Origin of the sequence: Bradyrhizobium oligotrophicum S58 (assembly GCF_000344805.1) — a bacterium.
Classification (GTDB): Bacteria; Pseudomonadota; Alphaproteobacteria; order Rhizobiales; family Xanthobacteraceae; genus Bradyrhizobium; species Bradyrhizobium oligotrophicum.
Genome location: NC_020453.1, coordinates 1,911,368 through 1,929,917 on the forward strand (window position 1 = coordinate 1,911,368; position 18,550 = coordinate 1,929,917).

The following is an 18,550-nucleotide window of genomic DNA, read 5'->3' on the forward strand; positions in this document are numbered from 1 at the left end:
CAGGTCAAGTGTGGACGGTTGCCGGATTGATCTCGTCCGGTCCGATGATCTGCGCGATGCTCGGGCGATGGAAACCCGTATCGTCAACAGCATCCCCGAGTGGCGCTATCAGGCAGCCGTCATTGCCCGCCTCCACGACCTGGAGGACCGTGGCTTGCCCTTCACATGCGCCGGTGACATGAACCGCGCGAAGCGCGGCCGTCGCGAACGTATGGAGGCCAAGGTCACCGGCATGACCGCCGGTGAGGCCGACGTGCGGGTCTACATGTTCGGCGGCCGTCTGCTGTCGTTCGAGCTGAAGACACCCACCGGCTCGCGCTCGAAGGCGCAGAAGGATCGGCACAAGAAGCTGATCGCGCTCGGCTTCACTATCGTCACGCTGAAGGCTGACACCCCTGAAGAGATGGCCGACACGGTCGAGCAGATCGTGCGGGACCACATCTGATGCAGCTCACACTGAAGCTCGACGACGCGGAGTGGCGCAAGCGCATCGAGCAGTTGCGCACGAGCAGCGTCAACACGGCAACGGCGAAGGCCCTCACGTTCACCGCGAAGGACGCCCAGGCTGCCTTGAAGGCCGAAGTGCCCGGCCTCTTCGTGCTTCGCCGCAACTGGATTCTCACGGGCATCCGCATCCGGCCTGCCAACGGCAATAAGCTCACCGCCGTCGTCGGCTCGATCGACAAGTACATAGAGCGCCATGTTGTCGGCGCTGGCGCGGACAAGCACCCCGACAACAAGCTGTTGATCCGCAGCAGGCGAGACCCATCAACCGGACGACTCGCCACCGGCGGCATTCTGATCAAGCCCTATGGCTCGATCGCGAGCGCGCCGATCCATACGGTGGTGCGCCGCCAGTTGAAGCGCATGGATGGGCAGAAGAGGAAAACGTTTCAGGTGAAAGGCAAGGACGGGAAAGTGTTCATCGTCCGCCGCAAGGGGAGCGCAAAGAAGCCGCTCCAGACCCTGGCCGTGCTCCAGAACGAAGCGAAGGTCGCGAAGGTGTGGGACTTCAGGGGCACCGTGTCCGGCGTTGTCCAGGCACGCTTCCCGCGTCACTTCTTCCGCGCAATCCTCGGCGCATCGAAGCGCTAGCGACGGGAGCTGGCAAGGCTCTTCAGAGGAAGAAGTCAAAACCACACCAAACATCGGATCGGCGCAAGCCGTGTCCGACCTTTGGCTTCATCCAAAAGTAGGCGAAGGCCTGGCCAATCCGTAGGAGCGATTTTGCCCAACAGGTTGTCGGCCCTGCCGAGTGCCTTCGAAAACATTGTGCCGTCCCCACAACAAAGGTTAAGATTGCCGAAGTGGGTGGGAAGCATGGAAGCACACATACCATCTCTCGGAGAGTCTATCACGCAATTGATGGTGACGCTGCTTGCGTCCGCAGCAGTGTTGTCGGTCCTCGTGTTCTCGCTGATCATCTTACGTAGAAAGGGTTGTGTCGCTGAAATAAATGTTATTTGGTATGCGTTTTCGCTTGTCTTCTTACTGTGGTGGTGTCTCCAGTTGGCTTTTCATCTCGATATTTTGCAGCAGCCATTCGATGATGAGTTAGGAGCGCAGTATAATGCGACAATGGTAGAAATAAAACAGCTTCCTGACATAGAAAAAAACAAGTATGACTCCCAGGAGCAGATGCGCTTGGCGGGGCAGCCGGTTGACGATGAGTTCAAAAGAAGAAGGCAGCTTGAGCAGAAACTTGCGGATCTCGGGCGCAGATTAGCCGACGGTGAACCTTGGACGGTACGCTATGTCCATCTAAAGGTGAGGGAGTATCTAACGGACACTCGCGCCGAAATCGGCGCTGTTGCCATATTCCTTATAGTCACCGTAGGGCCTCAATTGATGAACTATATTCTATCAGGTCTATCTGGGTGCGCAGCGACGCCGCGATACGTTTGGCAGTTTGAAAAAATTGCGATCTGGAGTCTAATTAAATTCTTGGCGGCATTCGGTGGTCTACTTGTTGCAGACGCGCTGAGTTTTTACCAAGTAACCTTGTTTCGCGATGCAAGGGCCAAGTTGATAATCTTCATCGACTATGTCAGCCACTTACCCTGGGGGCTAGGCGCCGTTGCGCTAGCGTTTGTAACTGCTGTGTGTCAAGTCTACACATTGGAGGCCGCTCAGGCGCTCGGGAGTGCTTGGCAACAAAAGCCGGGCTCGCTGCCAATTCGGCTTCATAGGTTTTTCACAAGAAATGTCTCACAGACAAGAAACAAGTACTGAAGAGACATTGGCCCGGCACACTTCTTGGAAAGGCTGACGCGCGCTCACCGAAAAAGTTCGCCGCCCCCTCCGTTGCGCGACATCGTTTCGCGTGAACCGCGCGGGATCCACTTAGAAGCGTTCTCGCGCGGGGAAAAATTTTTTTCGCAGGTGCTTCTCGCGGGAGATCGACTCCCCCGATTCCTCGATCCGGCAACTTCGATCGCTGGCACATGCCCGGCAACATTACTACGGCCGGATCGGGCTGAAAAATCCTTCTTACACGTCCAAGGGGTCGTCGGACCATGGGCGCTTTGGACGCCTCGCGCCGCGCCAGCGCGCGCCGCCTAGCGCGGTCCCGACAAACGGCCGCTACTACGGACCCCGCAACGGGACACGCGCCAGCGGCCTCCTAATGACTTCCTGCCCGTGGTCGCAAATCTCGCGCGGGACAGCGTCACAGCGCCCTAGCGGTTGCTGATTAGTCGCCATGGTGCGACGCCTTGTCACAGCCTTACGAACACGCGCGCGCGTTCGATCGCGCCGCAAACCGCACGGCGGACCGTCGCGCGCGCCGCTATGGCCGCGCGTCATCGGCTGATTCCCTCCTATCGATCGCCCAAAGGCGCATAGCGAAACGGCCGCACAATCGAGGCGCGGCCGTTCTTCCTATTCGCTAGCTAGATCCTGCATGCGGCTGATAGCGGGAGTCCGCGTTTGAGCATGACAAAGAACGGGGCTTGTTCGTCCGGACGGCGGACTAAGAGCGCGTCAAATCCCGCGCGAACCGCTGGCATGCGAGAAAGCAGGTAAGCAGGCTTTCCCCAAACGCAAAACGTGGTCCCGATATCTTCGGACGGTGCCGCATAGGCGGGACAGGCGAGCGCGACCAATGCCGCGCAAACGAGATGCTTCATTCCGGTGTCCTCTCGACTAGGCCGCGCCGTGCGGCCTTCCCAACGCCTTAAGGCGGGTAAGCTTGCGCTACCCGCCATAAAGCCGAGTTAGGATCGTGCGAGCCATGTTTGCGTCGGCTTGCGGCAAACCTTCGGGCTTCGCTAGGCGAGTACCAAAAGATCATGCCGAACGTTCCGCGCCACGCGCGACCGGCTGACACCGCGTCGTCTTCAGCCTTCCGAAGTGCCGCGCTCGTTTGGGTATCAGCCGATAGCAGCCGCAAGCCTTCCGGCTCATTGGCTAGGGCAGTCTCTAAATCCGAGCGGCGAACGTTGCCGTAGCCGTTCGCAATGGCCCAATCGCAGAGCGCCTTAGACGCCGCATCCCATTTCTCGCGCGCGCGCTCGCAAAGCTTGCGGTGTGACAGTCCCATGGTTCAGCCTTTCACGCCATGCGCGTAAATGATCGTCAGGTTACGGCCGTGCCTGTCTCGAATGCAGACATGCGCGTTGTCACCATCGAACCACCATGCACTACCCGCACGATCGAACGCCTTCCTCCAGCGATACGGCAGAGCAGCGCGGACCGCGTCGTTATCGGGGCGATACGGGATTCCCGTGTCATAGAAGCCGACCAAACCGGCTTCTTTGGCGGGTACGGTGCAGCCCTTGAAGCCTGCACCATTGATCCGAAAGCTGATCATGCCAGATACACCTTTCCATCGTCGCCAATGTAGGAGTCGCGTTCGGGGAAAGGATGCGCGCTAGCGCGGCTTTTCCAGCCGCAAGCGTTGCTCAAAGCGTCGCCGATATCGCCGAGTCCACGGTCCCAAAAGCCGACACCGTGACCGTTGCGCGAATACCAAAAGTCGTTACCCGCGCGCTCGGAGTCATAGCTGCCACGTTCCCCGCCATGTTCATAAGCGGCGTCTAACAAATCAGCGTGCACGCGCTGGAAAGCCTCGCAATCGGCAATGATTGCGGCGAGCGTTTCGGGCGCTAAATCATCAAAGCCTGGTGAATCCCCGCCAACAAACCGCGGCTCCATGGTCGCGGTGTCGATAGCGACGGACGGCATGTCGCGGTCGCTTTCGTCACAAAGCTGCTCCTCATCCGTAAAGAAGAGCGCTTCAATATATCCGCGCGTGAACGCGTCAAGCTTCTGAAAGGCGCGGTAGTCGTTCACGTTCAAGACAAATTCTGGCATCGGTCCACGTCCTAATTAGTGGTTCCAAAAAATGTAAAGGTCGCCGCCGTCATTGCGGATTCCGCTGAGGTCGCCGCAAGTTTCAAATTCGCGCGCGATGCTGTCCCAATCGATATGCGCTTGCAGCCATTCGGGAATGGCGCGCATATCTTGAGTTTCTTCTGTGAACTGCTCTGCGAAGTCGCGCCAAGTATCGTATTTTCCGCGATAGCGGTCTGATATGAAGCTTTCCGCGTCGCTTGCGTTCGCGTCGCTCATTGCCTCGCGAAGAACGGCAAGCGGAATGTCGTGTTCTTCGGCAACTTCATTGATTGCGAAGATTTCCGCGATTTCGGCGAGTCCCGTGTATTCCTCTAGCTTGCCGAATCCCTCATGATCATGAATCGCCCATTCTTCAGCGCTCAGAACAAATTCGCCTGTTTCGGGATGCTTCACTTTGACATTTGGGAAAGGCGAGGCGCGCAACATGGCGTTAATTGCATCCTGCATTGCGTCGATATCGTCCGACGCATCAACCCAAACGCCATGCAAGCGGCCGTTGTTATAGGAGGCGAGGCAAGCGGCATAGAATCGCATTGGTGGAGTCCTTATTTCAAAAAATCGGGCGGGATTGATCAGGCGAAACCTCGCAAGAGACGACGCGAAACACCGCGAGTCCCTTGCCGTGTAGTTCCGTGATTTTTGCGCGTGTCAGCTTGCAGGCGAGGCGCGCGCGGTTGGTTGCGCGCTCGCATGCCTTTTCCGCGTCGGCTGCAAACAGCGTAATGTGCCAGTCTGTGCCCGTGGAAAGACGGCGGACCGTGACGTTAAAGCGAGTGTTAGGCATGGCTTAGGACTCCCATGCCGGATGCGAGCCGAACGCGTCGAAAATGCCAGCGCGCTCTTGCCGTGCTTGCCCGATGCTTTCGAGCAAATCAGCAACCGCACCGCGCAACGCTTTGCACGTTGCGGGACCAAACGAGCGCATACGGGGCTTTAGTTCTGCGATCAAAGCGAGGCATTGCTTACGCTCGCCGCTGATATGGTCCGCCAATTCGTCGAAACGAGCGCGCGCGCTAGTGACGCGCTGATAGTCGCGTTCGGCAGCCGCGTAACGGTCCGCCAGATGGTCCGCCCAAATCGCGGCCGTGGTTTCGTCTTCTGTCGCCTCAAACGACACAATGGCGGGACCATTGTTGTACGGGTCCGCGATGCCAGCCACTAGCAGCGCGCGGCCGTTGCGGGAGGGCAGGCGGAACACAACACCGCGCGCCTTTTCGCCCATGCCTTCGTCATCAAGAAACCATCCCGTATGACGGACTGAACGCGGCGCGATGTTGTCAGCGAAGCCGACAAAGCGGAGTCCGTATTGGTCGGGAGTCTCAATCCAGCGGCAGAAATCCCCGCCAACCTTGAAAGGCGCGCCAATGGTCGCGGCGGGGATGAAAGAGGGATAGCCAATTCCCCATGCCTTGCCGCTGGCGACATTGGCGCGCGCCCAATGCAGCGCGAAGCCGCAATCACGAGTCGGATAAGCGAGGCGCATTCTGCGGTATTCGTTCAAGAGCGCTGAATCGAGCATTAGGCTTCCGTCCGTTGGCTTGGCGGGACTGTCCCGCCGTTGTCCGTCATTGGCCATACAATTCAGCGGACCGTCAAACGGAGTTAAGGGACAAAAACGGCCGCTACCGGCCTTGGACCGGATTACGAGGGCAAGGGCACCCATAAAGCGAGCGCGCGGGCAAAAAAAGCGTATGATAATCAGTAGGTTATGGATGATTTGCTGCGCGTTTAGCGCCTCGCGATCTTTGGCGCGCTAGCGTCGCGCTTTGCTGTCGCCGTAATGAGCTAAGTCATTGGACGAGCGTCATAATCTGGAGTCTATCATCGGCTTTTCAACAGCCCGATTGGCGACGATCCGCAACCGGTGGTAGCGGCGATTTCATCGCTTCTTACGTCCGGACAGTAGATTTGTCCTTTTTGGTTGGTACTTAAGAGAAGATTGTTCTTTTGAGCGGTGCAGAGAGGGTATTTGGGTCCTTCCAGGGCGGCCCCCAGGGCGGGTGACGCGCGACCTCGACACACCTCTAGGTGCAAAGTTTCAAAAGGCGGTTGTTGTTCCTGGGGCGTCGTCGTCAGTAGGATCCACCGGCGCGCTGCCGACCTTCCATTTTTACGACTTTCCGGCGGATAAAAGTCCAAGTCGCCAGTTTTTTGTCCGCCGCGACGAGACGGATACTAAAACAACCTCGAAGGAAGGTTTCTGGTCTGAGACCGTATGCCCCCAACGGAGCATCGCGTCATGATCGTCATCGGCATCAAGGGATTGATCGGGTCCGGCAAGACCACTGCGGCTCGGTATCTCATTGAGCAACACGGCTTCGTGCGCGGCCGGTTCGCTGGCGCGCTGAAGGACATGCTGCGCGCCTATCTGGCCTATCGCGGCTGTGATCCGGCGACGATCGACCGCATGGTCGACGGCGACCTGAAGGGAAAGCCCAGCCGTTGGCTGGGCGGGCAAACGCCCCGGCACGCCATGGAATGGCTTGGAGGCTCGGGCCGCGACTCCATGGGCGAGGGCTTCTGGATCGGTGCGGAGGCGGACAAGCTTCAGGCCAATAGCCCGACCCGTGTCGTCGTCGAGGATGTCCGGCATGCCAATGAAGGCGTTTGGATCGGCGAGCAGGGCGGCGTCGTGGTCGAGGTGGTCCGGCCTGGCCAGCAGCCCCAGGATCACCGCACCGAGCGCGCCCAGGCCGCGGTGAGGGCGGATCTCGCCATCATGAACTATGACGGCGACCTCGCCTCGACCGAGCGGCAGATCGACACCGTGGTCCGCGACCTCATTGCGAAGGGCGTTGGGCCCGGCTTGCCCCCGATGCAGACACAGCCGGTGCGGTAACGCATGGGCACGATCGTCAATCGTCAAGAACTGGCGGACATTCTCGGCTACTCGCTTCCGACCATCAGCGCGTGGACGGAAGACGGCATGCCGGTGAAGTCCCAGGGCAGCCGTGGCAAGCAATTCGAATATGACACGGCAGAATGCGTGAAGTGGCTGCTCGCTCGCGCGCGCGGGGAGGCCAAGGCGAAGACGGCCGCGACGCTGCATGACGCGGGTGAAGACATCACCATGGACAAGGCGCGGCTCCGCAACGAGATCGCGAAGGCGAAGCTGTCCGAGCTTGAGCTAGCCCAGGAGATGGGCCTGGTCCGGCCGATCGACATGATCGTGAAGGTGCTGAGCAACGAGATCGCGAACGCTCGCGCTCGGCTGCTCGGCATCCCGTCAAAGCTACGGCCTGCGATCCAGCTCGAAGTCGGCTCGCCCGAAGGGACGAAGACTCTCGTGAACGAGGTCGAGCGGCTGATCCTCGAAGCTCTCAACGAAATCAAGTCTTACGCCGATGTGCCGCTCGAAGAAGAGCCGCATGCCGAGCCGCAAGACGAACCAGAAGTGACCACCGATGACGAGTAGCGAGTTCAAGCCTTCTTGGATGCGGTGGCCGCCGAATAGTTGTGAGGTCTGCACCGGCTGGGAGAAGCAGGACGACTGGATCGGAGTGTGTCGCCGCCCGGAGTCCATCCATTGCGGCGAGCGCACCGACGCGCGGCAGCGCTGTTTTGAATACAAGCGCAAGGCCGATGTCTGACGCCATTGCCGTCTTGGCCGAGTACGGTGCCGATGCCGCGTATGAAGCGGGGCTTCGCGCCCAGGTGCGCCAGATCATTGCGCAGAGCTTCAGCCCGCCGCCGGACCTGACCGTCTCAGAATGGGCGGACGAATACCGCGTGCTCTCGCCTGAAGCGTCGTCCGAGCCCGGCAAGTGGTCAACGGCCCGCGTCGAGCCGTCGCGTGGCATCATGGACGCGTTCGCCGATCCCGACATCGAGATCGTGACGTGCATGGTCGCCGCGCAGACGGTGAAGACGGAGGTCATTAACAACGTCGCGGGCTATCACGTCCACCTCGACCCGTGCCCGATGCTGATCCTGCAACCAACGTTGCAGATGGCGGAAGCATATTCGAAGGATCGTCTCGCACCGATGATCCGTGACACGCCCGAGCTCTCCGCGAAGCTCGGCAACGCTGCGCGCGATTCCGAAGACACCATCCTCCACAAGAAGTATTCAGGCGGCCATATCACGATGGCGGGCGCGAACTCGCCCGCGTCGCTTGCGTCGCGTCCGATCCGCATCCTGCTCTGCGACGAGGTCGATCGCTATGAGGCGAGCGCCGGTAAGGAAGGCGACCCGGTATCGCTGGCGATCGAGCGCACCACCACGTTCTGGAATCGTAAGATCGCGCTGGTCTCGACGCCGACCATCAAGGGCGCGTCGCGCATCGAGTCCTCCTATGAGGAAAGTGATCAACGGCGCTTTTTCGTGCCGTGCCCGAAGTGCGGCCACATGCAGCATTTGCAGTGGAAGCAAGTCCGTTGGCCCGACGACAAGCCGCTGGAGGCTCGATATCACTGCGAATACATGGACTCCGAGACCGGCGAGCTGTGCGACCACGCGTGGAGTGAAGCCGAGCGGCTGAAGGCGATCTCGCGCGGCGTCTGGATCGCCACGCGCCCGGAGGTGAAGGGCCATGCGGGCTTCCACCTCAACCGTATCGCCTCGCCATGGCGTGCGCTTGGAGAGATGGCGCGCGACTTCGTGCTCGTGCGCAAGCATCCCGAGCGGCTGAAGACCTGGGTCAATACCCGGCTTGCCGAGACCTGGGAGGAGCGTGGGGAGCGCGCGAACCCGGACAGCATCTATGGCCGTCGCGAGGAGTATGACGCGGCTGTCGTGCTGCCGTTTGGCGTCGGGACGATCACCGCGTCGGTCGATATTCAAGATGACCGCGCCGAGATCGAGTGGTGCGGGTGGGGAGCCGACGACGAGTCATGGTCGCTGGATTACCAGGTCCACTACGGCGTGCCGAACACGCCCGGCTTTTGGGAGGTCATCGACAGCGCATTGCTGCGGACATTCCAGCACCCAGCGGGTGTTGAGATGCGTGTCGAGGCGTCGTGCATTGACTCGGGTGGTCACTTCACGCAGCACGTTTACAACTTCGTGAGGACGCGCATGGCCCGGCGCGTCTACGCCATCAAGGGCATCGGCGGCCCTGGCCGTCCGATCTGGCCGGTGAAGGGCACGGTTAACAAGGCCAAGAACGTCACGATCTTCGTCCTGGGCGTCGATCAGGCGAAGGACATGCACTACAAGCGGCTCGAAATCAAAGAGCCGGGTCCGGGATACTGTCATTTCCCCCTGGCCGAGCACTATGACAAGAAGTATTTCGACGGTTTGACGGGCGAAAAGGCGGTTCTGAAGACTGACAAGAAGGGCTTCACGGTCAAGGAGTGGCATAAGGTCCAGCAACGCAACGAACCGCTCGATCTGCGCGTCTACAACATTGCGGCGCGGCTGTCCCTTGGCTTAAACATGGAGCGACGGTTGATGGCGCTGCGTGTGGCGGCGGCGAATGCGATGAATGCGGCCCCCAAGCCGATTACGGTAGTCGAGGAGACCGTCCAGGCAGCCCCCCACGCATTTCCCGGGCGCCGTCGCGTTCGCAGCCGTGGCGTTGAAAGATGAAGGATGTCCGGCAAGATGGGAATCTTTACGAGGGGCGACGATCTTCGTGATGCCCGCGCCAAGCCGGACGAAACGTGGAAGCTCGGCGGTGATCCGCTGACGGCCCAAGAGCCTGTTCATGCCCTCGGCCTCTCCGAGAAGCATGGGGCCGGCCACTTCTACAACATGGAGAAGTGGCAAGCCGGCCGTCTCGGGTGTGATCAAGATGCCTCTGCGCATCCATCTCGCCGGTAGTGTACGGCCGGACGATGTTACGATCCATAAGGAGCGAAAGCGAGCGCGTTAACGCGTTTACTCATTTCCTGCAATTGAAGTAGCTGCGCAAATGGAGTGGCGCACAGGTTCGAGGAGCGGAGATCGCTTCCATCTATTTCCATCTTATGTAAGAGCACAACAGCGATGCGCATAATTTTGGGATTCACGTTATTGAAGGAAACGTAGGATCGGGTGAATCCAACCAAAAGTATCTGGGAATACGTCAACCAATCTCGCTATTGCGCCGGCTAATCCGGTAAGTTTTACGGCTCCGACTGTAGCTGCGGCACGCAGGATGCGCGTGCACCACAAAATCAACCGCGGCCCAACTGCTTTGCCGGCCTTTCCAGCGCTGTCAACTATACTTGGGCGAGCAGTCTTCCAAAATGCGGCCGCGGCGTCTCTAGCAAGAGTGCTCGATGCAACTCCAGCATCAAACAAAGCTTTTGCGCCCGCGAGCGCGATGTCCGCGATTAACTTAACGACATTGTCCATACTGGTTATTAAATCGTCGGCTAGCTCGTTGCTTCCCCTTACGACAATATCAAATGCTAGCAGATCCTCGCTGGCGTCAGTAGTGCCGGAAGGTAAGCGCTGTCTCAACCCATTTAGGGTATCCGGTAGTTGCTGATCGACTTGTTCCCGCGCATCTGGCTCGCAAAGCGCGTGAGAAAAATCGACCGAAAGTTCTAATGCGCGTTGGGTTTGTTCGCTAGTAAGCCGATCGCGCGAGGCATTTTGCTTGAATAGCCGCCACTTTGGGAATTGCCGAAGCGTGCGGTCGAATGCGCGTGTAACGGAGAGGTAGCGCCCAGAAAGTAGTGGGGGCCACTCGTCGTTTGCTGTTGCTGCGTAATGTTCGAGCGTCTCTTGCTCATGCCCGAGTAGAAATAGCACGTCCTGTGTGGGGCGGCCTGTAGGGATGCGATCGGAAAGCTTCTGTAGAAAGGAAATCACCCGCTTATCAATATTCGGAGAATGGCCAGCGTTGACCGCATGGGCGAGGTCTGCCGCAAGCTCCTTTAGCTGTTGGCGCAAGGCGCGCAATGCAGCTTTGATTGCTCGCTCGTCGAGATCGCTTTTGACCAGTCGAGTGGGGAGACTGAGTTTGTCCCGTCGTATCAAAGGCTCTATCGCTGCGGGCCTCAAGGTCGGAACTACTGGAGGCGGCTCGGCAACTTCCCCTGCACCAAATCTGCGGCTCCACCAGCCCGCTCGACGCGGGACTGGCGGCGGAGCCTGACGACGTTGAAGCCCAAGGCGGGCTGCTTTGCTAACGACCGCATTACGTGTGACGTTCCCAAGCTCTGCTGCGATCTGCGAAGTGGTCAGTCCTGCATGCCACATTTTCACAAGTTGCGCTTCGCGCTCGTCGGTCCACACTACTCCCATTCGCCTTTGCTCCCCCTTGAGATTCGCGTAAAAGGTGTGAGTGCGGTCCTCACTATCAATTCTAGATCTCGCAGAATCAACGCAAATGTCCTGAGGACGGGTCGCAAAAGACGCGGGACGCCAGTTGTTTACGCGCAGTCGATCATCAAGGTAAAATGGTATGCCTCGGGATTTGTCATCCCTCAAGGTTGCAATTGTCAGGTCATTCTAGGCACGGTGATAAGTTGATTGTCAAACTACAATACAAGAGATCGCTTTCCGAGCCCGCGCTGTAATCCGATCCATGAGCGTCTTTGAGTCTCGTGCGCCCAGATGGAGATCGGAACGATCTCTTTGCGAGCCGCCATGTCCCGTAGTTTCGGGGCATGGCAAAGAGCGTCGAAGAGCAGCTTGAAGAGACCCTAAACTCGATCAGCACGGTCGAGCAGAACGGTCAGCGCTACACGATCAAGGATCGTGAGCTCTGGCGCGCCGATCTGCGCCAGCTCGATCAACGCGCCCAGCGCCTCGAAAAGCAGGCCGCTCGGGCGAAGGCGGGCGGCATCAAGATTCAGCGGGTGGTCCCGCTGTGATGAAGCTTGCTGCCCCATCGTTTACCGACCGCCTTCTGGCGAGCGTCGCACCGGCCTACGCCACGCGGCGCTACCAGACGCGGATCGCCTTGAATCTTGCAGGCCAGTACGCTGGTGCCAGGGGCAACCGGGCGGCCCTGAAGGCGTGGCGTCCACATGCCGGTTCGGCCGATGGCGACTCGATCGGCGACCTGCCGGCGCTGCGCAGCCGCTCGCGTGACCTGAACCGCAACAATCCTATTGCGACCGGCGCGCGCTCGACCTCGCGGGCGAACATCGTCGGCTCGGGCCTCCGCGCCCGGTCAAAGATCAACCACGATCTGCTCGGCATCAGCCCGGAGGCGGCCGACAAGTGGGAGCGCTACACCGAGACGCTGTTCGACTTGTGGGCTCAATCGAAGCTCTGCGACATCTCGCTCGCTCAGAATTTCTATGAGCTTCAGGCGCTGGTCTTCAATACCGTGTTCGAGTCCGGCGACACGTTCGTCCTGCGTCGGACCCCGAAGCGCCCGAATGCGATCGTCCCGCTCGCGCTCAACGTGGTCGAGGCGGATCGCGTCGCGACCCCGACCGATAAGCAGGGCGACTATTACGTGCGTGACGGCGTCAAGATCGATGACGACGGCGCGCCGGTTGCCTACTACGTTCTCGACGACCATCCGGGCGACAACCCGAACTTCACCATCACTAACTATCGCGAGATTCCCGCCTTCGGCGCGAAGTCCGGCGAGCAGATGGTTTTGCACATCTTCGAGCGTCTGCGCCCCGGCCTGCATCGGGGCATTCCGCAGCTCGCGCCAGTGATCGAGCTTCTGAAGCAGCTCGACCGCTTCACCGATGCCGAGCTGATGAAGGCGGTCGTGTCGTCGTTCTTCACCGTCTTCCTGAAGACCGATGGGGACGACGGCCTGGCACCCGCCGTAGCGCCTGGGCAGCATCCGACCAGCGCCGACTTCTTCGGCCCCGGCGAGGTCACGATGGGACCGGGCACGGTCGTTGACATCGGGACCAACGAGAGCATCGAGACCGCGCAGCCGGCCAACACCGCGAACTTCGATCCGTTCTTCACGTCCGTCGTGCGCCAGATCGGCGTCGCGCTATCGATCCCGTTCGAAATGCTCATGCTGCATTTCACGGCGAGCTACAGCGCTTCGCGTGCGGCCCTGGAGATGGCGGCCATGTTCTTCCGCGATCGCCGGACGTGGCTTGTCCGCAACTTCTGCGCCCCCGTTTACGAGTGGTTCATGACCGACGCGATCAACGCCGGTCTGATCACCGCGCCCGGCTTCTTCGAGGACCCGGTCAAGCGTGCCGCGTGGCTCGGGGCGCAGTGGATCGGTCCGGCACGGATCATCCTCGACCCGCTCAAGGAATGGAAGGCCGAGACGGAAGCCGTGAACCTGGGCGCTCGCACGATCGAGGCCGTGATCATCGAGCGTGGTGGCGATGACTTTGAGCAAACGACGGCCCAACGCGCCAAAGAACACAAGGCGCGCGCCGCTGCGAAGCTCGAACCCGAGATCCTTGCGCCGTCCGGCATGGGCTCGCAAGTCAAGGAAGACGTGAGCGATCAGCCGGCCGACGAACCAAAGAAGGCGAAGAAGGCCGAGAAGAAATGACCATCAACGTCCGCAATCCGCTCATCTTCGACGCCGCGCTGACCGCCAATTGGGCTATCGACGAAGGCGCGCTGCGCCAGATGATGGATATCGCTGCGCGGGAAGATCGCCTCGATCCGCAGATGCTCGAAGCCTACCGCGCCCAAGAGCTGGCGCGGGCCGAGCGGGCCACGGTGCGTGACGGCGTCGCCATCGTCGACGTGACCGGCCCGCTGTTCAAGCGCGCGAACCTGATGACGACGTTCTGCGGCGCGACCGCATATGAGACCGTTCGGCGCGATCTTCAGACCGCGATGGACAACGCCTCGGTGCGCGCGATCCTGCTCAACATCCATTCGCCGGGCGGAGAGGCGGCGGGCGTTGCGGAGCTTGCCAGCGCGATTCACGACATCAGGGGCCGCAAGCCCATCGTGGCTTACGCGGGCGATCAGGCGGCCTCCGCAGCGCTTTGGACAGCCGTTGCGGCAGACGAGTTCTTCGTCGGGCCGACCGCGAGCGTCGGCTCGCTCGGTGTCGTGGCCGGCTATCGGGACACTTCCGGCCAGGATGCGGCGCGCGGCGTCAAGACCTACGAGTTCGTGTCGTCGCAGTCACCGTATAAGCGCGTCGATCTCAACACCAAGGAAGGCCGCGATCGCGTCCAGGCGCGCGTGGACTCCATGGCTGCCGTGTTCGTCGAAACGGTCGCGAATTATCGCGGCAAGAGCGTCGATCACGTTCTCGAACATTTCGGGCAGGGCGACGTCCTGATCGGGCAGGCGGCGGTGGCTGCCGGGATGGCCGATGGCATCGCGACGTTCGAACAGGTTCTCGCGAGCCTGGCTCGCGGCGATAGCCCGAAGGCGACCTTCGGATTCAACCCGGCCGCCACCGGCCAAATGGAGAGTGAGACTATGGACAAGACCCCTGAGCAGTTGGCGGCCGAAGCTGAAGCCGCCGCGTCGGTTGCAACCCCGAAGGCCGTCGAGCCCGCGACCGTCGAGACTGTGGACCCTGCTGCAGAAGCTCGCTCTGCCGAGCGCAAGCGCGTGACCGACATCATGGCCCTCACGCTGCCCGGCTACGAGGCCGAAGCGCAGAAGGCTATCGAAACGGGCTCTTCGGCTCACGAGTTTTCAGCAATCATCGTGGCTGCTGAAAAGGCCAAGCGCACCACGCGCGCCGCTGCCATCAAGGAAGATACCAAGGCGAACGCGGACGTGTCGCCCGCCGGCGCCAGCGAGTCGGCGACGGGCGACGATGCCGCCGTCAATGCAATTCTCGCGTCCTTCAAGGCCGCGACCGCAAACTAAGGAGCCGCAATAGTGGCGAAGTATCAGGACGAAGGCACGTTCATCCAGAAGACCTGGGCGCTTGGTCACTGGCGTGCGCGCAAGGTCACCGTGAAGGCCGGGGCGGGCAAGCTCGATGAAGCCACCGTGCTCGGCAAGATCGATGCCGATGGCAAGTACATCAAGTCGCTGAAGGCCGCGACCGATGGCTCGCAGACGCCGGACGCGATCCTCGCGGCCGCCGTCGATGCGACCGGCGTTGACGTGGAAGCCATCGTGTTCATCGCCGGTGAGTTCGATCAGCAAGCCCTGATCCTTGGCGCCGGCCACACCCTCGGATCGGTAGACGCGGTCTTCCGCACGAAGTCGATCTGGCTCGTAAAGCCGATGGGCTAACCGAAACAACCACGCACGATAGCAACGGAAGCCCCACTATGGACCTCTTTTCGACGACCGCCTTGAATCGCGTTGTGGAGGAGCTGCCGCTTTCGGCGTTCTTCTTTCTCAACACCTTCTTCACCACGACCGAGACCTCCGACACTGAGGATGTCAAGTTCGACAAGGTCAAGGGACGGCGTCTAATCACGCCGCTTGTCTCGCCGATCGTCGCAGGCAAGGTGATCCGCGAGCAGGGCTACAAGACCGCCTCGATCGCACCGGCATACGTCAAGGACAAGCGCGTGTTCGATCCGAACAAGCAGTTCAAGCGTCGCGCCGGTGAGAAGATCGGCGGCAGCCTGACGCCTGAGCAGCGGCTGCAAGCCTCGATCGCATTCGCGCTGTCGGAACAGCTCGATATGTGGACCCGTCGCCAGGAAGTCATGGCGGCCGAAGTTCTGCGGACCGGCAAGCTGATCCTCGAAGGCGACGAATATCCGCGGGAGGAGGTGGACTTCGGCCGCGCCGCCGGTGCCACCGTGGTCCTGACCGGCTCCGACAAGTGGAGCATCGGCGCGGTGAACCCGCTCGACGACATCGAGCAGTGGGGACAGGACATCTTCATCGAGTCCGGCCTGACTTGCCGTGACGTGGTCATGGCCTCCGATGTGTGGAAGGTCATTCGCGCGAAGATGGCCGGTCCGGACACCGACGCCGTGGCGAAGGCGATGCGTCTCCAGATCGACAACACCAAGGAAACGATCTCGGCGGCGCGTGCCGAGCTGGGTCCGATCCTGATCACCCCGGGCATCCGTCTGGTTGCGGTGTTCGGCGACTACCGTCTGTGGGTCCATTCCGACAAGTACATCGACCCACTCGATGGCACCGAGAAGGATGTGCTCCCGGCTGGTGAGATCGTGATGGCCTCCCGTGAGATCGAGGGTGTCCGCCACTACGGTGCGATCCGCGATCTGAAGGCGGGCATGCAGCCGCGTGCGTTCTTCGTCAAGTCCTGGGAGGTGGAGGACCCGAGCGTCCGCTACATCTTGGGTCAGTCGGCTCCGCTGATCGCGCCCTATCGCGTGAACGGCACGCTCGGCGCGAAGGTTCTGTAAGCCATGCCGCTGTACGAGGGGCTGGTGACGATCAAGCGCGGGGGGACTTACCATCCCCCCGGGACGATCCACGACTTCACGGAGCTCGACGCGAAGGCCCTCGGCCCGTCCCGCGTCCGGCTTGCGAAGGACCAGACCGTCGCCGCCCCGGCGGTCGCCACAGATTTCGCTGGGGGCCTCCCCGGCCTCGAGACCGCCGGTGATGCCCCCGGCGACGCGCCGTCCGCTGCTGTTGCCCCTCCCACTCAACAGGCGGACGGCGCGAGCCATGGCGTGTCTGAGATTATGCACGCGCTCGATCTGCTCGACGAGAAGAAGGACTTTTGGAAGTCCGGTGCTCGCGCAGGCAAGCCAAAGCAGAAGGCGGTCGAGGAGATCGTCGGCTTTAGCATCTCGGAAGCGGATATTGACGCCGCGCTTGCGCTGCGCGACGCGGGCATCTGATGTCTGTCGAGAGCGACGACGATCTGCTGATCTTCTTAGACCCCGACGAGTTCGGGGTCGAGGCGATGTATCTGGCGCGTGGCAGCGACGAAGCCCGCCCGGTTACTGGCATCTTCGATGACGAGGGCAGCAACTGGAACCCGAACCGCTGGAGCGGCACGGAGTTTCAGGCGCAGATGGGTGCAAGCATCACGTCAACCGGCCCGACCTTTCTTTGCCGCACGTCCGATCTGCTCAAAGGCGGCCGGAAGGGTGAGACCCTGACCATCAAGGGCCAGGAATACCGGATCGAGGACAAGCGGCCGGACGGCACCGGCATGTCCCTGCTTCTGCTGATGGCAAACGACTGAAATGGCGCATCCCCGGAAGCTCATTCGTGCGGCGTTCGTTGACCGGCTCAAGACCGCGCTCGACGACGGCAGCTATAGGACGCGTGCGCAGGGGCGCGTCTACAAAAGCCGCCTTGCCCCGATCAGCGAAGAAGAGCTGAAAGAGGACGGGCCTGCAATCCTTGTCTACGCGCGGATGGAAGAGACCAGCAAGCCGCAGGACTACGGCGTCGAGGGCGACGCCACGCACGTCGAGCGCAATCTCACGCTGGTCACCGAAGCGATGCTGCTCGCCGGAAACGAGGTGGATGACGCGCTCGACGACATGGCTGAGGCGATGGAGGCGGCGATCGACGGCTTCATGATCCCAGGCTTCGAGTCGGCGCAAATCAGGCTCATGGAATCCGACATCGACGTGGTGACCGAGCAGGTGAAGCGTCCGGTCGGCGCGATCGGTCTGATCTGGAACATCAGGTATCGCACCAACTGGCGCGCTCGCGCGAGCGCCAGCGATCAGGACGCGATCGAAGCGTTCCTGCGCGGGGAGTGACATGGTCAAGTTCCTGCGCGATCCCGCATACACCGGCGGCGTCTCGGACCCGGAAGCGACGGACATCGACCGGCGCGCCCAGGATGTCGTCAAGTTCGGCCGGGTGAAGAAGGTTGATTACAAGCGCTCGCCGCCCGCATACCGCATCGAGTTCGGTGACGAGAACGACGAAGATAATTACATCCTGACCGATTGGCTCCCGGCCACCGGCGGCCGTGCCAAAGGCGACCGCGAGACGCATTATCTGGAAGAGGGCGAAAAGGTCGCTGTGCTCGCGGAGGGCGGCGAGCTTTCGACGGCCTACGTCATGCCCGCAGGCCAGTACACAGAGCAGGAAGACGAGAAGGAAACGACCGATAAGGCGGGCGTCTGGAAAAAGGTCTTCAAGGATAACAAGGGCTCAATCTCGTACGACCGCGAGAAGGGCGAGTGGGTTATTGAGGGGATCGAGGACAAGGGCTCGATCACGATCAAAGGCTCGGGCTGCTCGATCGTGATGAAGGACGGCACGATCACGCTGAAGGCGAAGAACGTCGTAGTCGAGGCGGAAGAGAAGTTCGAGTCGACGACGAAACAGTCGCTGCACACCGCAAGCGCTTTCAAGACCATCGGCAAGACGTACCTGGGGCTCGAAGACAAGAACGACACGCCGCAGGACAAGGTCGTCACTGAAGCCGGACCGGCGAAGCAGACGTTCGCCAAGATCGGCTAAGAGGGGACTGCAACGGACTGTCGAGTAG

At 60.9% G+C, this 18,550-nt stretch carries 22 protein-coding genes; 16 read left to right on the forward strand and 6 right to left on the reverse strand.

All coding sequences use genetic code 11. The annotated features are described in order from the left end of the window. The first annotated feature begins 67 nt into the window (after window positions 1-67). The 3 genes from S58_RS08130 (at window position 68) to S58_RS08140 (ending at window position 2,232) form a co-directional block, all read left to right on the forward strand. On the forward strand, window positions 68-445 hold the full coding sequence (locus S58_RS08130; RefSeq protein WP_015664790.1) for a hypothetical protein: 378 nt from the start codon (window positions 68-70) through the stop codon (window positions 443-445). After that, window positions 445-1,095, forward strand: a complete 651-nt coding sequence (locus tag S58_RS08135; protein WP_015664791.1) for a hypothetical protein — start codon at window positions 445-447, stop codon at window positions 1,093-1,095. Before S58_RS08130 ends, S58_RS08135 begins: the two co-directional genes overlap by 1 nt. A 225-nt stretch (window positions 1,096-1,320) precedes the next feature. Next, on the forward strand, window positions 1,321-2,232 hold the full coding sequence (locus S58_RS08140) for a hypothetical protein (protein ID WP_042338979.1): 912 nt from the start codon (window positions 1,321-1,323) through the stop codon (window positions 2,230-2,232). Window positions 2,233-3,544: 1,312 nt separating this feature from the next. Here the strand turns inward: S58_RS08140 and S58_RS08145 are convergent. Genes S58_RS08145 through S58_RS08160 form a run of 5 tightly spaced genes read right to left on the reverse strand, consistent with a single transcriptional unit; the run spans window position 3,545 to window position 5,875 of the window. Further along, complete coding sequence (locus tag S58_RS08145) at window positions 3,545-3,811, reverse strand: hypothetical protein (RefSeq protein ID WP_015664793.1); 267 nt, start codon at window positions 3,809-3,811, stop codon at window positions 3,545-3,547. Then, on the reverse strand, window positions 3,808-4,314 hold the full coding sequence (locus S58_RS08150) for a hypothetical protein (RefSeq protein ID WP_015664794.1): 507 nt from the start codon (window positions 4,312-4,314) through the stop codon (window positions 3,808-3,810). The genes S58_RS08145 and S58_RS08150 overlap by 4 nt, the downstream gene beginning before the upstream one ends. A gap of 15 nt (window positions 4,315-4,329) precedes the next feature. Then, window positions 4,330-4,890, reverse strand: coding sequence for an antirestriction protein ArdA (locus S58_RS08155; RefSeq protein WP_015664795.1), 561 nt, complete (start codon window positions 4,888-4,890; stop codon window positions 4,330-4,332). A 16-nt stretch (window positions 4,891-4,906) separates the two neighbouring features. Then, entirely contained in the window at window positions 4,907-5,140 is a 234-nt protein-coding gene (locus tag S58_RS37360; RefSeq protein WP_015664796.1) for a hypothetical protein, read from the reverse strand. A 3-nt stretch (window positions 5,141-5,143) separates the two neighbouring features. Further along, window positions 5,144-5,875 carry a hypothetical protein gene (locus S58_RS08160; protein ID WP_244440729.1) on the reverse strand — a complete coding sequence of 244 codons (732 nt, stop codon included), beginning with the start codon at window positions 5,873-5,875 and terminating at the stop codon, window positions 5,144-5,146. 720 nt (window positions 5,876-6,595) lie between these two features. On the opposite strand from S58_RS08160, the gene S58_RS08165 reads away from it, so the two are divergent. From S58_RS08165 to S58_RS08180, 4 genes are all read left to right on the forward strand, one after another. Next, window positions 6,596-7,195 (forward strand): P-loop NTPase family protein, encoded by a 600-nt coding sequence (locus S58_RS08165; protein ID WP_015664798.1) that lies wholly within the window; start codon window positions 6,596-6,598, stop codon window positions 7,193-7,195. Window positions 7,196-7,198: 3 nt separating this feature from the next. After that, window positions 7,199-7,771 carry a terminase small subunit gene (locus S58_RS08170; protein ID WP_015664799.1) on the forward strand — a complete coding sequence of 191 codons (573 nt, stop codon included), beginning with the start codon at window positions 7,199-7,201 and terminating at the stop codon, window positions 7,769-7,771. Between the two features lie 167 nt (window positions 7,772-7,938). Next, entirely contained in the window at window positions 7,939-9,885 is a 1,947-nt protein-coding gene (locus S58_RS08175) for a phage terminase large subunit family protein (protein WP_015664801.1), read from the forward strand. 3 nt (window positions 9,886-9,888) lie between these two features. Beyond that, window positions 9,889-10,119: a hypothetical protein gene (locus tag S58_RS08180; RefSeq protein WP_015664802.1), complete on the forward strand. Its 231-nt coding sequence runs from the start codon at window positions 9,889-9,891 to the stop codon at window positions 10,117-10,119. A 189-nt stretch (window positions 10,120-10,308) separates the two neighbouring features. On the opposite strand, the gene S58_RS36245 is transcribed toward S58_RS08180, so the two are convergent. Then, window positions 10,309-11,532: a GcrA family cell cycle regulator gene (locus S58_RS36245; RefSeq protein WP_083938534.1), complete on the reverse strand. Its 1,224-nt coding sequence runs from the start codon at window positions 11,530-11,532 to the stop codon at window positions 10,309-10,311. A 365-nt stretch (window positions 11,533-11,897) separates the two neighbouring features. On the opposite strand from S58_RS36245, the gene S58_RS08185 reads away from it, so the two are divergent. From S58_RS08185 to S58_RS08225, 9 genes are read left to right on the forward strand one after another with little or no spacing between them, the layout of a single operon-like run. Next, a complete protein-coding gene (locus tag S58_RS08185) occupies window positions 11,898-12,104 on the forward strand; it encodes a hypothetical protein (protein WP_015664804.1) in 207 nt (68 codons plus the stop codon). Beyond that, a complete protein-coding gene (locus S58_RS08190) occupies window positions 12,104-13,723 on the forward strand; it encodes a phage portal protein (RefSeq protein ID WP_015664805.1) in 1,620 nt (539 codons plus the stop codon). Before S58_RS08185 ends, S58_RS08190 begins: the two co-directional genes overlap by 1 nt. After that, on the forward strand, window positions 13,720-15,015 hold the full coding sequence (locus tag S58_RS08195) for a S49 family peptidase (protein ID WP_015664806.1): 1,296 nt from the start codon (window positions 13,720-13,722) through the stop codon (window positions 15,013-15,015). The genes S58_RS08190 and S58_RS08195 overlap by 4 nt, the downstream gene beginning before the upstream one ends. Before the next feature lie 12 nt (window positions 15,016-15,027). Beyond that, window positions 15,028-15,390, forward strand: coding sequence for a head decoration protein (locus tag S58_RS08200; protein WP_015664807.1), 363 nt, complete (start codon window positions 15,028-15,030; stop codon window positions 15,388-15,390). A gap of 38 nt (window positions 15,391-15,428) precedes the next feature. Beyond that, window positions 15,429-16,487 (forward strand): major capsid protein, encoded by a 1,059-nt coding sequence (locus S58_RS08205; protein WP_015664808.1) that lies wholly within the window; start codon window positions 15,429-15,431, stop codon window positions 16,485-16,487. Window positions 16,488-16,490: 3 nt separating this feature from the next. Continuing rightward, the gene (locus tag S58_RS08210; protein WP_015664809.1) at window positions 16,491-16,931 is read left to right on the forward strand and encodes a hypothetical protein; all 441 of its coding nucleotides are present in this window, start codon (window positions 16,491-16,493) and stop codon (window positions 16,929-16,931) included. Further along, on the forward strand, window positions 16,931-17,281 hold the full coding sequence (locus tag S58_RS08215) for a head-tail joining protein (RefSeq protein WP_015664810.1): 351 nt from the start codon (window positions 16,931-16,933) through the stop codon (window positions 17,279-17,281). The genes S58_RS08210 and S58_RS08215 overlap by 1 nt, the downstream gene beginning before the upstream one ends. 1 nt (window position 17,282) lies before the next feature. Beyond that, on the forward strand, window positions 17,283-17,810 hold the full coding sequence (locus tag S58_RS08220) for a hypothetical protein (RefSeq protein ID WP_015664811.1): 528 nt from the start codon (window positions 17,283-17,285) through the stop codon (window positions 17,808-17,810). A gap of 1 nt (window position 17,811) precedes the next feature. Beyond that, complete coding sequence (locus tag S58_RS08225; protein ID WP_015664812.1) at window positions 17,812-18,522, forward strand: phage baseplate assembly protein V; 711 nt, start codon at window positions 17,812-17,814, stop codon at window positions 18,520-18,522. Window positions 18,523-18,550 lie beyond the last annotated feature (28 nt).

Coding starts and splice junctions, on each gene's coding strand:
- S58_RS08130 (WP_015664790.1), top strand. CDS start 68: ATGGAAACCCGTATCGTCAACAGCATCCCCGAGTGGCGCTATCAGGCA.
- S58_RS08135 (WP_015664791.1), top strand. CDS start 445: ATGCAGCTCACACTGAAGCTCGACGACGCGGAGTGGCGCAAGCGCATC.
- S58_RS08140 (WP_042338979.1), top strand. CDS start 1,321: ATGGAAGCACACATACCATCTCTCGGAGAGTCTATCACGCAATTGATG.
- S58_RS08145 (WP_015664793.1), bottom strand. CDS start 3,811: ATGATCAGCTTTCGGATCAATGGTGCAGGCTTCAAGGGCTGCACCGTA.
- S58_RS08150 (WP_015664794.1), bottom strand. CDS start 4,314: ATGCCAGAATTTGTCTTGAACGTGAACGACTACCGCGCCTTTCAGAAG.
- S58_RS08155 (WP_015664795.1), bottom strand. CDS start 4,890: ATGCGATTCTATGCCGCTTGCCTCGCCTCCTATAACAACGGCCGCTTG.
- S58_RS37360 (WP_015664796.1), bottom strand. CDS start 5,140: ATGCCTAACACTCGCTTTAACGTCACGGTCCGCCGTCTTTCCACGGGC.
- S58_RS08160 (WP_244440729.1), bottom strand. CDS start 5,875: ATGCTCGATTCAGCGCTCTTGAACGAATACCGCAGAATGCGCCTCGCT.
- S58_RS08165 (WP_015664798.1), top strand. CDS start 6,596: ATGATCGTCATCGGCATCAAGGGATTGATCGGGTCCGGCAAGACCACT.
- S58_RS08170 (WP_015664799.1), top strand. CDS start 7,199: ATGGGCACGATCGTCAATCGTCAAGAACTGGCGGACATTCTCGGCTAC.
- S58_RS08175 (WP_015664801.1), top strand. CDS start 7,939: ATGTCTGACGCCATTGCCGTCTTGGCCGAGTACGGTGCCGATGCCGCG.
- S58_RS08180 (WP_015664802.1), top strand. CDS start 9,889: ATGTCCGGCAAGATGGGAATCTTTACGAGGGGCGACGATCTTCGTGAT.
- S58_RS36245 (WP_083938534.1), bottom strand. CDS start 11,532: ATGGGAGTAGTGTGGACCGACGAGCGCGAAGCGCAACTTGTGAAAATG.
- S58_RS08185 (WP_015664804.1), top strand. CDS start 11,898: ATGGCAAAGAGCGTCGAAGAGCAGCTTGAAGAGACCCTAAACTCGATC.
- S58_RS08190 (WP_015664805.1), top strand. CDS start 12,104: ATGAAGCTTGCTGCCCCATCGTTTACCGACCGCCTTCTGGCGAGCGTC.
- S58_RS08195 (WP_015664806.1), top strand. CDS start 13,720: ATGACCATCAACGTCCGCAATCCGCTCATCTTCGACGCCGCGCTGACC.
- S58_RS08205 (WP_015664808.1), top strand. CDS start 15,429: ATGGACCTCTTTTCGACGACCGCCTTGAATCGCGTTGTGGAGGAGCTG.
- S58_RS08210 (WP_015664809.1), top strand. CDS start 16,491: ATGCCGCTGTACGAGGGGCTGGTGACGATCAAGCGCGGGGGGACTTAC.
- S58_RS08215 (WP_015664810.1), top strand. CDS start 16,931: ATGTCTGTCGAGAGCGACGACGATCTGCTGATCTTCTTAGACCCCGAC.
- S58_RS08220 (WP_015664811.1), top strand. CDS start 17,283: ATGGCGCATCCCCGGAAGCTCATTCGTGCGGCGTTCGTTGACCGGCTC.
- S58_RS08225 (WP_015664812.1), top strand. CDS start 17,812: ATGGTCAAGTTCCTGCGCGATCCCGCATACACCGGCGGCGTCTCGGAC.